Here is a 14,099-nt window from a genome sequence, read left to right on the forward strand (position 1 = left end):
CTTCGCCTTCATCGGTGGAGTTCTGCGGGTTCACTTGGCATGGAAGGGAGTGTGAACACGAAGGTGATGAGAACAATATATTCCTGCCTGCTGGCTTCGCTGCTGCTATTTCTATATGCCCAGCCGATCCATGCCTCTGAGCCGATCTGGACGATGGAGCAGGGCCTTACGATCAAAGCCTTGTCCATATCGGAAAACGGCGAGCTGGTGGCGGTCGGTACGCAGAATGCGAGTGCCATTCTTCTTCAGCGTGACGGCACCCAGCGATTCGAATTCATGGCAAACAACGTCGTGACCGGTGTCGCCCTCCTGAATGACGGCCGCATGCTCGTCACTTCCGATGACCGGCATCTTTATATGCTGAGTGCTGACGGCAAGGAGCTGTGGAAGCGGGATTTTAAGAAAATGATCAAGAATCTGTCGGCAACGCCCGACGGCAAGCTGGCTATCGTGACGCTGCATAACGAAAGTTTGGTGCATGTGCTGGACGAACAAGGACAAACGCTGCGTGAAATTCCGATCGGCATCGCGGTGAAGAGCGCCGCGGTATCCCCGAACGGGCAATGGCTGGCAGCCGGAGCCGCGAACCAGTATGCCTATTTGTTCAATCCTGCCGGCGAGCTGCAATTCCAGACGCCGCTGGAGGGCGACATTCTTCATGCTTCCGTTGCGGATAACGGAACGATGGTGGTCGGAACGTCCAGCAATAAAGCGGTCTTCTATTCGGCGGAGGGCAGCAGGCTTGGCGAATTGTTGACCAAGGATAAAGTGACCTCCGTTCATGTCACCCATGACGGGGAGTTTATCGGGGTAGCGGATTACTCGGGCAATTATTACGTGGCCAATCAAGACGGCGATTTGTTGTGGAGCACGAAGGAGGCCGGAGCCGGCCAGCAAATCCGGTTCAGCAAAGACGGCACGCGGCTCTTCGCAGGCTCGGATAAAGGAGCCGTCTTCCAATATGAAGTCGGGGCCGTGCTGGAGCAAGGCAAACAGGCGGCGATGGTCAAAACCGTGGTACAGGTAGCGGCCGTGATCGTATTCGTTCTGTTGACGGCCCTGTTATTTTTCTGGTTATGGCGCAAAAAACCTTACATTCTTCACCGGTTGTGGAAGAGCAAACTGGCGTATGCCATGCTGCTCCCCAGCTTTACGCTCCTTATCATATTTCTGTATATCCCGGCGTTCTCCGGCTTGATTCATTCTTTGTACGACTGGAATCCCGGGGCAAGAAGCGAGTTTATCGGGCTGGACAATTTCAGGCGCATGGCGAACGATCCGTACGTCACCAAAGGCGTGGGCAATCTGCTCATCCTCATCGCCACCGGATTGTTCAAGGCGCTCATTCCGCCGCTGATCGTGGCGGAGCTGATCTATCATCTGAGAAGCAAAAGGTCCCAGTATGTATTCCGCACGTTTTTCGTCATTTCCATGGTCATTCCATCCGTTGGCATGCTGCTGGTCTGGCAGGACATGTACGATCCGAACATCGGCCTTGTGAACCAGCTGCTGCGCATGATCGGACTCGGCTCGCTAAGCCATCCTTGGCTGGGTGACCCGAATACGGCGCTGTGGGCCATCATAATGATGGGCTTCCCGTTCGTCGGCATCCTGCAGCTGCTGGTGATGTACTCGGGGCTGATTGCCATTCCGGAAGAAGTGATCGAAGCGGCGAGAATCGACGGCGCCAAATCCTTCCGCATTATCCGGGCGATTCACCTGCCGCTGCTGGCGGGACAATTCAAGCTGCTGATCGTGCTCGCGCTGATCGGCATCATTCAGGACTTCGGCTCCATCCTGATCGTGACCGGCGGGGGGCCTGCCGACTCGACCTATGTGCCGGCGCTGCAGATGTATTTTGCCGCAACGAAATTCAATGACCTGGGCTATGCGTCGGCGCTTGGCGTCAGCATGTTCGCCATCATCATGGTGATTACGGTCATCAATATGAAATTCATCAAAACCAATACGGATTAGGAGGGAAACGGCATGAATGCTAAGGCTAGACTCGTTCATCAGTCGGGGCTTTATGTGCTGCTTATCGTTTTTGTTGCGTTGACCCTCGCCCCCATCGCTTTCACCTTGATTTCATCCCTCAAAAATAACGCGCAGATTCTGGGCGGCATCTGGACGCTGCCCATCCCGGCGCAGACCGCGAATTATGCGGAAGCCTTCGCGGCGATCTGGCGGTATACCTTGAATACGGTGCTCTATGCGGCGGTGGGCGGCACGCTGGTCGTGGCCCTGTCCGCCGTTGCGGGCTATACCTTTGCCAAGAAGGACTTTCTCGGCAAGGAGGTGCTGTTCATGCTGATGCTGGCCATCATGATGATACCGGGCGTCATGACGCTTATCCCTTCTTACGTGCTGTATGCGAATCTGGGGCTGGTGAATACGCCGTGGGTCATCATTATCAGCGCGGCCGCGGGCGGCCAGATTTTCGGCACCTTTCTGTGCAGGAGCTTCATGGCGGGCATTTCCAACGAGCTGTTTGATGCCGCCAAAATCGACGGTGCGGGAGAGTTCGTGGTGTTCACGAGAATGGTGCTGCCTCTGTCCGTTCCCGTCCTCATGACCTTGATGATCATGCAGTCCGTCGGGATCTATAACGATTACATCTGGCCGCTTTTGACCATTAAATCGAACAGCATCCAGATGATTGGCGTCGGGCTTACGCAATTCACGAACCAGTTCGGCATCTCCAACATGGGCGTGGAATTCGCGGCGTACATCATTTCGGCGATTCCGCTGGTGCTGCTGTTCAGCTTCGGGATGAAGTATTACATTCAGGGCGTTACGCAAGGAGCTTTAAAAATATAAAACGACGGACCAAATGGAGAGAGATGGATGAATATACACAGACAAGCGGAGAAGATACCCAGCTGGATCTGGCACAGGGAACGTGAGGGCCGGCGGCATGTCGTACTGGAAAAAACCTTTGTCCTGCATGCCGCGGTTGAGCAGCTAGAGATGAGAATCGCCTGTACGGGAGAAGCCGAGATCAGGCTGAACGATGCCGTGATCGGCCATTTTCCGGAGCATGCCAGGCACACGTCCGCATTTTATCCGGTAGAGGGGCTCCCCGGCGGTTTGGAGCCTGGAGCCTATACGCTCCGAATCGAGCTCCGAAATACGGAGCCGATGCCGATGCATCCCATCAATATGCATCTGCATGACCGCTCGGTGGGATGCATCGCCTACTTGAGCGGAAGCGAAGGCTTATGGCTGGCAACGGATGATACCTGGGAGGCCGGGGACGGCCCGGCGGAGGTGGTATGCGTTTGGGGCGAGGAGCCTTTCGGAGACCTGGATCATGCGCCTCCTTGGTTTATTGCCGGAGGATACGGCGATATCGTGGTCGAGCCTGTTCAAGGCATAAGAGTCATGTCCGCATCCGGAGTGGAAGCGGTCAGCGGCATAGATGGTGTAATTCAGATGAATGGAACAGCCGGAGGGCGAATCGTCCTAGGCGAAGTGGAGTCCCGGAATGAACGGCATATTTTTTATCATCTTCTGAAGCAGGGCGAATGGAAGGAACGCAGGACTCAGCAGAAAGGGCTGGATTTGAGCCGGATGCCGGAGCTGCTGCTGGAATTGCCCCATGAGCTCAATGTGCGGATGCAGGTGACCAACCACGGCGATTCCGAGATCGGTTTGCTGTGGAATGGCGCTGAATCCTTGCAGGAGCTGCGGCATTATGACGGATGCATGACCGAGTGGTTGGCGATTCCGCCGGGGAGCCTGTCGGCAACGAATCCCCAGGGCATGCGGTACGTGCAAATTTACGTAAGCGGGGACGATGGAGGAACATTCCATATCGAGCTCCGATTGGAGGCTGCCGGTGCTGCGCTGAACCAGGCGGGGCAGCTGCAGACGGACAACGACCTTATGCAGCGCATCTATGACGTGTCGGTGCATACCAGCCGGGTCTGCCATCAAATCGGATTGTGGGACGGCATCAAGCGGGATCGCCTGAATTGGGCTTACGATATTTACCTGGCCGCCAAAACCGAATACTCGCTCTGGGACGATTATTCGGTATTGAAGCGGTCGCTCCGGGAGCTGGGGCGGACCCCTTACGGCTATTGGATGAACAATCTCCCCTCCTATACGCTGTGGTGGCTCAGCAGCATATGGGATTACTACTTCGAGACGGGAGACCGCGAATTCGTATGGGAAATCCGGGAGGATCTGCAGCGGCATATCGCTTGGGTGAAGGCGAATGCGGATCCGTGCAGCGGGATTTTCATGCCGGATGCCAGAGAGGCACATTCCTTTATCGAATGGTCGCCCATGGGGACGTCTGAATCGTGGGCGTGCCTGAACGCGATTTATGGCATGACGAAGAGCCAAATGAAACAGCTGGCGGATTACATGCCGGAGCTCGGGCTGCATTGGGATGAACCGCAAGCGGAGCTTAAGGAGGAGCAGTTCATCGGGCCATCGTACGCGCTGCTCACTTCTGTCATCGGCATTAAGAGCGGGTATGTGGGAGAAGACAGCGCACGCAAATTTCTCCTCGACTATCGGCTGGGGGACCCGCTCACGCCATTGTCCGCTTACTGGCTGGCGGAATGCTATTCGGAGTACGGCATGCACGAACGGGCGTGGGCGGTTATCGCTACGGTCTGGGGAACGATGCTGGATGCAGGAGCAACCACTTTCTGGGAGGGGATCAGGCTGACGCCGAGCAGCGATATTCACCATGCCCTGACCACGTATACCGCGTACGATTCCTACCGGATGAGTTTGTGCCACAGCTGGTCGAGCACGCCGGTGGTCTGGATTGCCAGGTATGTCCTGGGGATTCGCGCGCTTGAGCCCGGATATGCCCGCATCGCTTTCGAGCCTCATGCGATCGGAGGGCTCACGGCCGCACGGGGCGTGATTCCAAGTCCCAGGGGCTTGATTAAGGTGGAATGGAAGCTTGAGCATGGCCGCATGATCAAATCAGCTCGCATCGGGGAAGCCGAGCTGGCAGGGAGGGCATGATGAAAGATCACTGGCAAGCGAGCTGGATTTGGGGAGATTTCCCCCCGAATACGGCCAACGTGTATCTGGAAGCGAGAAGGAGCTTCGACTTGCAGGAAGCGCCGATGGCGGGCCGATTGTACGTGTCAGCCAACCAGGAGTACTTGCTCTATGTCAATGGTACCGTGGTCGGGAGGGGCCCTTCACCTGCCGACCAGCAGTGGAAATATTACGACGAGATCGATGTGACCCCGCTGCTTCCGAAAGGTAGGAATGTGCTGGCCATCGTCGCCTACAATTTCGGTTCGACCGATATCGTGACAGGCCAGATGCAAGGGCCGGGGGGATTGATTGCCGAGCTTGAGATCGAGAGCGAGAACGGAGTGTTCTGCGTGGCCGCCACGGATGCGGATTGGAAGGTCCGGCGATCGCCAAGATGGATGGCCCAGGTGTCGCGCCAGCATCAGTGGAACGGATTCCGCGAAGTTTATCTCGCGCAGCAGGAGGACGGATGGGAGGAATCCGCCTACGACGATTCCTCCTGGAGCGGGGCGGTGGTTATCGCCAAAGCAATGGATCCGGATTCGCCATGGCCGCGACTGCTTCCGCGGGAGATTCCTCCGCTGCACAGGGAATGGGTTAGTCCGGCAGCGATCGTGCGGACCGAGGCCAATTTCGGCGTCAGCCTGGGGGAGTCGGGCATGCTGCGGAATCGCTTAGGCAGCACGGAAGCGTTCGGTTCGCCGGAGCATGCCCCTTCGGGTCAAGAAGTTATTGGCTTGCAAGAGGACTCAGCGGGAACAGAAAGAGATCCAGGCGGGTTAGCGGCAGGTACAGCAGACTGGACGCTCGATGCTAGCACGCCCGGCTCGCTGCCGGGTGTTGTGTATGACTTTGCTAGCGAAATCGTGGGGTATCCCGAGCTGGAGCTGGACGCACCCGAGGGCGGCGTGATCCAGCTGTCGTACGGAGAATCGCTTGAGCTGCAGTTGTATGACACTTTCATCCTGCTCAAGGGGCGAAATCGGCTGAAGCCCTTTGGCCGCCGGGCTTTCCGTTTCCTTCAGGTTACGGCACAGGCGACGCCGGCCGCGCTGACGATATCGCGCTTCGGCGTCGAATCCGTCCACTATCCGTTTGACGAATCCGGCTTTTTTCGCTGCAGCGATGAGCGTCTGAACCGGATTTGGGAGGTCGGGGCGTATACGACGCTGGTGAACAGCCAGGACCATCTGGAGGATTGTCCGCTTCGCGAGAAGGCGCTCTGGGTAGCCGATGCCGTGGTCATGGGCAAAGTCATCTACCACGCGTTCGGCGATGATCGGCTGCTGCGCAAATGTCTCTTGCAAGGGGCGCGGATTCAGAACGACGACGGCTCCATACCCGGTACCGGCCCGGAACGAAACTCGTTTCTGCTGCCCGATTTCTGCGCGCATTGGTTGTTCGGCGTGCATTCCCACTGGCGGTATACGAAGGACCGCGGTTTCCTGGAAGAAATCTGGCCGGCCATTACACGGTTGATGGCGTGGTTCGCGCTGCAGGAGGATCGGGATGGCCTGTTTGCCGGCGCCGACCGGCCTGGCTGGTGGTGCTTTATCGACTGGGCCGATTACATCGATCGACGCGACCGGGTGACGGCCGTCTCCTGCTTCTATTACAAGGCGCTCGGGTTGGCGGCGGAGCTGGCGCAAGAGACCGGACGCGACGAGCTGGCAGGGCAGTGGAAAGACCAGGCGGTCCGGCTTCGCGCTGCCATAAGGGAGCGGATGCGGCCCCCTGGCGAGATCGTGTTTGCGGATTGCATCGGATCGGACGGATTATCGAAGCAGATCACGGCTCAGACCAACTTTGCGGCGATATGGTCGGGCCTGATGGACCCGGCGGAAGAGGACCGCTTCCTGGACGAATGGTACGACGGCGGAAAGCTGCCGCCGTTAAAAGGCGCTTTTTTCTATCATGTGGTTCTGGAGACGCTGATGAGCAAAGGACGCGTAGACCGCGCTTTGGAGATCATTAGAAGCTATTGGGGCGGCATGCTGGACCGGGGAGCGACCACCTGGTGGGAGACGTATGATCCATCAACGCCGGCCTGTACCGTGCCGAGCGCTTATCAAGGCAATACGCCAACTTATTTAGTTGATCATATTCCCGTGAGCTTTAGTCACGGCTGGGGCGCATCGCCGAGTTATATTTTGACGCAATCCGTGTTGGGCCTTGATTTAAGCAGACTCGGCGAGCAGGAGGTATATCTTGCCCCGCATGCCGGTGATCTCGATTGGGCGGAAGGCGCTGTGCCGACGCGCTTTGGCATGATGGAAGCAAGCTGGAAGAGGGAAGAGGGAGAGAAGGGAGGAGGAAGCCTGAAATACGAGCTGACGATTCCGAAGGGAATTACCGTGAAAGCAATCGACGGGACAGAGCTTGTGCTGAAAATCAGAGATTAAGGCATACCGGCTTGGTGCTGAGCGAATATTCGGTTTGGAAAGGGGGTGAATGGCGTCAAACTGCGGCAACCGTATCATCAGAATCCATTTTGAGGAGGAACAAGCGTGATGAAGTTGAAGAGGCTTAAGACGCTGCTGCTGTATTCCGTCCTGCTGGCGCTCACCCTGCAAGCGTATCCCGCCGGGATCGTGTTTGCGGGCACGTATGATCCGGATTTAAAGGCATCTCCCCATGTGCTGAACGTGACGGGTTACACGCCTTCGATTGTCATTGACGATTTTAACGAGTCTGATGCGGTAAACCAGCCGGGTAAATGGACCAGCGGAGCCGGGGCGGAGAAAGTCACCTACGCCGACCGTTATGCCAACGGCCCGAACTCTCCATATGAGGGAAGCCATGTGCTCGAAATATGGTCGGATGAAGTCAAAGCCTATGAATGGAGAACGGTATCCAGGGCTTTTGATCAGCCGCTGGACTTGTCGGGCGTGAACTATCTGACGTTTGCGGCCAATTGCTACGGGTGGCAGACGGAGGACTATCTGATCAAGGTTACCCTGTTCAGCGGCGAAGATTCCTATGAGAGCATTGCCCAAATCAATCCGAACAGCTGGAGCAAAGTGGCAGTGTCCGTCAAGGATTGGGCCCAGAGGGACCACGTCACCAAGATCGAATTCGCGTTCATGCTCAACTTCGATCACGGCGGACTGAAGCCGGGCGATCCGGGATACGAATTCTGGGGCGGCAATTACCAGATCGATTATCTCAGCGGCTCGAACGCCATCGGCATGGATTTTAACGTGGACGGGGAAACGGAAGGGTTTACCGCTCAAGGTGCCGAGGTGGACGCAGCCGGCGGAGAGCTCCGATTGGCACTGACAAGTGCCGCTCCCGTATTGCAATCTCCGGTGATCATCCAGGATATCGATCATTACAATACATTAAGCGTCAAATGGAGGAACGAGTCGCCATTCAACAAAGTGAAGGTCGAATGGATTACGGAGGAAAGCCCCGATTGGGATGACACGAAGTCGGAGGTGTTCGACATCGAAGCGAATAACAGCCAATCCGTTGAACAGGAATTTAATCTGTCGCTGCATCCGGAGTGGAGCGGCAGCCTGAAGCAGTTCCGGTTGACGTTCTTGAGCGACGGAGGGGCAAGCACGGGAGAAGTCGGCATCGATCAGATCCGATTCAAACAGCTGGCTCCGATCGAGGTTTTCCCCGGGGAGCTTACGAGGCATGAGATCGCGGCCTCCCGGGATCGGATCGTGATCGAGGGCGCATTAAAGCCCGGGGAAGCGGAGCTTTATGAAGGCGGAGAGCTCCAATTGTTTGAGCTGCAGCCCTATGAATCCGAGAGGGATCTGGCGAATCGAGAGCCGATTGCCGAACAGGGGATTCAAGAACAATTTATGTTTGAGCTGGATCTGGCAGGAGAAGAGGGACGTACCCGCCTGCAATCCAAATTTGCAGTCGCGGCCATGCTTCCGGACGGATCGCTGGAGCTCCTGGACCGCGCTAAATACGTAAGCAATCCCGAGATACTTGCGCCGAATACGTATCCGTTCCCAGTGGCGAAGAGCAAGAAGGGGCTGCAGGTGCAGATGGTCGGCGATGCGGAGGACCTCGGCATCAGCCATGCCGCACTGAACGTGGATTACAATAACGCCCTGTACATGAACGGGGCCGTCAATCCGGCCAATACGTTCGAATATTCCTACGAAGGGGAGACCTTCTACTTCAAGAAGGATTGGATCGAGGAGCGGGATAATTCCATCAAGAGTTTGTCCGATAACGGAGTGACGGTATCCCTGATCCTCCTCATGTATAAGGGGGGAATGGACGATACCACGCCTAACCGGTATTTGCTCCATCCGGATGCCACGGAAGGCATCGTCTATGCATTTAACACGACGGATGAGCTAGGAACGAAATATTATAAAGCCATCACCGCTTTCCTGGCGGAGCGCTACTCGCGCGAGGACGAGAAATACGGCAGAGCCGTCAATTACATCGTTGGCAACGAGGTGGACGCCGGGGAGACCTGGTACAATATGGGCAACGATAAAACGGTCAGGGAATTCGTTCAGGACTATGCCCGGACCGTGAGAATAACGAATACCGTCGTAAAAAGCTTTTACAGCAACGCCAGAGTGTATATCTCACTGACGCATAACTGGGATCAGCAGCTGCCGTCCACGCAGATCGGCTCGTTCGACGGCCGATCGATCATCGATACGCTTCAGTCGGAGATCGCCGCAGCGGGCGACATTCCGTGGCATATCGCTTATCATCCTTACCCGGAAAACCTGTTCGATCCGAGAGCCTGGGTTGCTCCGCAGTCGCTCGAGCAGTTCGATACGCCGAAAATTACGTTTAAAAACCTGCACGTCCTCGTTGATTACATGAAGCAGCCGAAGTTCATGTACGGCGATGAGGCGCGCCGGATTATCCTGTCCGAGCAGGGCTTCCACAGCGGCGACAATTCGCCGGAAGGCCAGCAGCTGCAGGCGGCAGCCTATGCGTACGCCTATTACATTACGGACTTCCTTGACGGCATCGACTCCTTCATTCTGCACCGGCATGTGGACCATGCCGAAGAGTACGGCTTGAATCTCGGATTGTGGACGCATGATCCGGATACGAGCAGGGGCGCCAGCATCCCTGCGGAGCACAAGCTGGTGTATGATGTCTTTAAGTATATCGATACGGAACGTTCGCTGGAGGTGACGGAATTCGCGAAGCCGATCATTGGCATCACCGACTGGGAGGATATCGCGCCATCCTTCGATGCTGGCATGCTTGCTCGGCGGGAGATACCGGATAAGGCGCAAGCAGCTGTCATTCCTCCGGAGCAGCTGGAGGGCGCGGAAATGCTGTTTGATTTTGAGAACGGCGATGAGGGCTGGACCCATGCAGAGTATGTATCCGGCGTCGAAACCGATGCTTCCGTCACCTGGACCGGCAGTCAAACGCTCAAGGCTACGGTGATGACCAGAGATCAGCTGGGCGACAGCAAAGGCATCGCCAAGCGGTTCGACGAGCCGCTGAATGCCGAGGGCAAACCCTACCTGTTCTTTGGCATCAATCCTTCGAACGGGCCTACGGCCGAATCCTATACCGTTCGGGTAAAGGTGTACAGCGATCAGCATGTGCTGGAAGCAGAGGGGAATGTTCCGCCGAAGCAGTGGAGCAACCTGGCGGTTGACTTAGGGGATTGGGCCTATAAGGACCGGATTACCAAAATTAAAATCGGGCTTGTCCCGGCAAGTCGGGTGCATTGGCAAGGAGGATATTTCCATGTGGACGGCATCGGATTAGCCAACGGCATGGAGGCGGCAGAGCTTACCGCCGCTTTGACACCGGAGCAGCCGGACGGCAACGACGGCTGGTACCGAAGCCCGGTAACCGTGAAGCTCGGCGCAGCGAATGGCATGCCGGACGGCTACGGCATTCAGTATCGCGTGAATGACGGAGAATGGCAGACGTACGGTTCTGAAATCATCATGAATACGGACGGGATTCATGGGCTGGACTATCGGACGATGAGTCCAGCCGGGGAACCGGGTTCCATCAAGTCGTTGACCTTGAAGATCGACCAGACCGCGCCCGTGGCGACCGTAACGGCGGATCCGGTTAAGTTGTGGCCGCCTAATAAGAGGCTGGTCCAGGTCACGGCTTCCGTCGACGCCAGCGATTCGGGCTCGGATATCGGTTCCGTCGTGCTGTCCTCCATTACAAGTAATGAGGAGCTGCAAGCGGAGGATATTCAGGGTGCGGAGCTGGGCACGATGGATACCTCATTCAGCTTGCGCGCGGCAAGATCGGGTGCAGGTTCCGGCAGGATCTACACGATCACTTACACGGTCACGGATCAAGCCGGCAATGAAACCGCGGCCGTGACCCAGGTGAACGTGCCGCATGATCAATCGAATCCATGATGGATGGATTCTAACGCCCGATAGACAGTCTGGAAGGGGAGAGGCAACGTGCTTACGATACAAAAACCGCTTGTGCATGGTCTGGAGAATCCATTGGGGCTGGATGTGTCTTCTCCCCGTTTTTCCTGGCTGCTGGAGAGCGATCGGCGCGGAGAGGCGTGCACGGCTTACAGAGTGAGGGTTTGGGTGTCCCTTTCCGCGGAGGGTCTCACTAACAGGGACGAAGATTTGGCGTGGGACAGCGGCAGGCGAAGTGGCCAAAGCCTAAGCCTCCTGTATGATGGTCCGCCGCTGCAGAGCAATACGCGTTACTGGTGGCGGGTTACGGTCTGGGACCGTCAGGGTACGGAAAGCGAAAGCGTACCGGCATATTGGGATACGGGCTTGTTTCCCGGCGATTGGAGTGCTGAATGGATATGGCGGTCCGAGGAGATGAAGCCCAATGATTTTGCCTATTTCCGCAAATCCTTTGATCTCCGGGGAGCCGTTGCGCGGGCCAAAATATTCGTATCCGCCCACCATGTATTCCAATTGTTCGTCAACGGACAACGGGTTGGAGGCTATGGTTCACCCGCACCGACGGGGGTGCCTCACCGCAAATATTATTTGGCTTATGATGTAGCCTCCCTCTTGTCGACCGGTTCCAACTGCATCGGCGTTGCCGCTCATTATTTGGGCGGAAGCGGCCAGAACTATGTGAACGGCGTCCCGGGAATGCTGCTCCAGCTGCACGTGGAGCATGAGGACGGGACGGAGCAGCTGGTTGTATCGGATCTGACATGGCAGGCCTTAAGGCAGATTCCGCATCGCATCGGGTCTCCTTATCAGCAGAACCGCCGCTTATCGGCCATAGAGGACTATGACGCGGCTATTCTGGAACTGAACTGGCTGCAGCCCGATGTTGGAGAGGAACACTGCAGTTCGGTTGTTCTTGCTCATCCATCCGCACAGCAATGGTCACTCCATTGGCAGCAGCTCCCTGAGGCGGAAGAGCTGGAGTCTATCATTCCATCCGTGGCAGCGGCGCCGTCGTTCGTAAACGGGGAAGAGGGGCTCATTCAGGTATTCGACGCTGGGAAAATCATATCGGGCTGGCCGCAGTTGGCCTTGCCCGGTATGGCAGGCGTCACGGTACGGCTGCGGTACGCCGAAACGCTCGATGGCGACGGGCGGGTCGTTCATCAAGTGTGCAACGAGACTTCGCATCATTATTACGACGTGTATACGATGCATGGACGCGGAGGGATCGAATATTGGCAGCCGGATTTCAGCTTTAAAGCCTTTCGTTATGTGGAGGTTACCGGCTATCCGCAACCGATTGAGGAAGGCCAGCTGCGAATTTGCTCAGCGGGTACGGCCATGGCACGGACGGGACACTTTCGGTGTTCGTCTGACTTCTTAAACAAGCTGTACGACGTTTGCCTGCAGACGCAGCGCAACAATGTGCTGGGCCAGGTGGTCGATTGCCCGCATCGGGAACAGGCGCAGTATCTCGCGGATACCGATCTCCAAGCCGAGACGCTGCTCTATAACTTCGATGCCTATCCGGTATTGGATAAGACGCTGCAGGACTTTGCGGACGGCCAATTGGAAGACGGCTCCTTCCCTTTTGTGTTCCCATCGAACTACGAGCATCCAGACTTTTTCATTCAAATCCCGGAATGGGACCTGCATTATGCGACCTTGCTGTGGAAGCTTTACCAGTTTAGCGGAGATACGGAGCTGCTCTTGCGATATTATGAACCGCTCCGGGTCATGATCGAGGGTTATCTATCGCTGATATCGCCAGCAACAGGCCTGATTCCGGTCGGCCGCGGATGGCATATTAGCGATTGGCCCTACCCGACGGTTGAGCATGAAGGCGAACATCTGACCGTGCAGCAGATCAAGGCATGGCAGGCGTTGCGCATTCTGTCCGAAGCCGCTGCCTTGCTGAACCGGGCAGATGACAGCGCAGCGTATGCTGCCTATGCCCAGAAGCTGCAAGTCAGCGTCCTGAATGGGCTGTACGATGCTTCCGGCAAGCTGCTGCATGACAGCTCGGGATCGACTGCCACCCACCAAGGCGTTAATGCGTTGGCATTATATGCAGGGTTGCTGCCGCAGAAAGACCGGGGGGCTGCATTGAAGGCCGTGGCAGGCAAACCGTGGGAGAGCAAGACGGTCTTGTCGCTCCCGCTGCTCCGTCTTATGTTCGAGGAGGGATTGCAGGATCAGGCCTACCATTTGCTGAGTAAACCGGATTATCCGGGGTGGGGCTACATGATTGCACAAGGAGCCGAGACCATGTGGGAAGGCTGGGATGATATCGAGTCCCATTGCCATGCATGGAACGGTTATCCCGCCCGCTTGCTGCAGGAGTATGTCTGCGGGATTCAGAGCGGAGCTCCCGGATTCGCGACGGCACGAATTCGCCCCTTTTTCGCGCCGGATCTGGACTTTGCCGAGGCTTCCGTTTCCACCGTAAGAGGCAAGATCGCCGTACGCTGGGAGCGGGTCAGCGAAGCCGGCATTCGGATGCGGCTTGAGCTGCCCTGCACGATGAGCGCCACCGTTGCATTGGCATCACCGAGCTCCGGCCCCATAACCGGTCTCCTGATCGATGGTGTTGAGATATGGGGAGGAGCAGCTTCAAGCTGCATGCCGGACGGCATCGTCCGCTGCGGACTGGACCATAGCATGCTTGAACTTGAGCTGCTGTCCGGACGTTATGAGTTAACGGTTCGCTATTAGTAGGCAGCG

The 14,099-nt window shown here is 56.7% G+C and carries 6 protein-coding genes; all 6 read left to right on the plus strand.

Annotation, left to right across the window (positions count from 1 at the left end):
• Positions 1-66: 66 nt before the first annotated feature.
• The 6 genes from MHI43_RS01800 (at position 67) to MHI43_RS01825 (ending at position 14,090) form a co-directional block, all read left to right on the plus strand.
• Positions 67-1,977: an ABC transporter permease subunit gene (locus MHI43_RS01800; RefSeq protein WP_235201872.1), complete on the plus strand. Its 1,911-nt coding sequence runs from the start codon at positions 67-69 to the stop codon at positions 1,975-1,977.
• 12 nt (positions 1,978-1,989) lie between these two features.
• Positions 1,990-2,820 (plus strand): carbohydrate ABC transporter permease, encoded by an 831-nt coding sequence (locus MHI43_RS01805; protein WP_036664817.1) that lies wholly within the window; start codon positions 1,990-1,992, stop codon positions 2,818-2,820.
• A 27-nt stretch (positions 2,821-2,847) separates the two neighbouring features.
• Positions 2,848-4,992, plus strand: coding sequence for an alpha-L-rhamnosidase C-terminal domain-containing protein (locus MHI43_RS01810; protein WP_036664816.1), 2,145 nt, complete (start codon positions 2,848-2,850; stop codon positions 4,990-4,992).
• Complete coding sequence (locus MHI43_RS01815; protein WP_036664815.1) at positions 4,992-7,415, plus strand: alpha-L-rhamnosidase N-terminal domain-containing protein; 2,424 nt, start codon at positions 4,992-4,994, stop codon at positions 7,413-7,415. The genes MHI43_RS01810 and MHI43_RS01815 overlap by 1 nt, the downstream gene beginning before the upstream one ends.
• Before the next feature lie 108 nt (positions 7,416-7,523).
• The gene (locus MHI43_RS01820; RefSeq protein ID WP_036664814.1) at positions 7,524-11,357 is read left to right on the plus strand and encodes a DUF5722 domain-containing protein; all 3,834 of its coding nucleotides are present in this window, start codon (positions 7,524-7,526) and stop codon (positions 11,355-11,357) included.
• A gap of 48 nt (positions 11,358-11,405) precedes the next feature.
• The gene (locus MHI43_RS01825) at positions 11,406-14,090 is read left to right on the plus strand and encodes an alpha-L-rhamnosidase (protein ID WP_036664812.1); all 2,685 of its coding nucleotides are present in this window, start codon (positions 11,406-11,408) and stop codon (positions 14,088-14,090) included.
• Positions 14,091-14,099 lie beyond the last annotated feature (9 nt).

Source organism: Paenibacillus sp. FSL H8-0457 (genome assembly GCF_038051935.1).
Classification (GTDB): Bacteria; Bacillota; Bacilli; order Paenibacillales; family Paenibacillaceae; genus Paenibacillus_AQ; species Paenibacillus_AQ lautus_A.

Bases quoted from the DNA above. Each gene is read 5' to 3' on its own strand.
- MHI43_RS01800 (WP_235201872.1), top strand. From the start codon at position 67: ATGAGAACAATATATTCCTGCCTGCTGGCTTCGCTGCTGCTATTTCTA.
- MHI43_RS01805 (WP_036664817.1), top strand. From the start codon at position 1,990: ATGAATGCTAAGGCTAGACTCGTTCATCAGTCGGGGCTTTATGTGCTG.
- MHI43_RS01810 (WP_036664816.1), top strand. From the start codon at position 2,848: ATGAATATACACAGACAAGCGGAGAAGATACCCAGCTGGATCTGGCAC.
- MHI43_RS01815 (WP_036664815.1), top strand. From the start codon at position 4,992: ATGAAAGATCACTGGCAAGCGAGCTGGATTTGGGGAGATTTCCCCCCG.
- MHI43_RS01820 (WP_036664814.1), top strand. From the start codon at position 7,524: ATGAAGTTGAAGAGGCTTAAGACGCTGCTGCTGTATTCCGTCCTGCTG.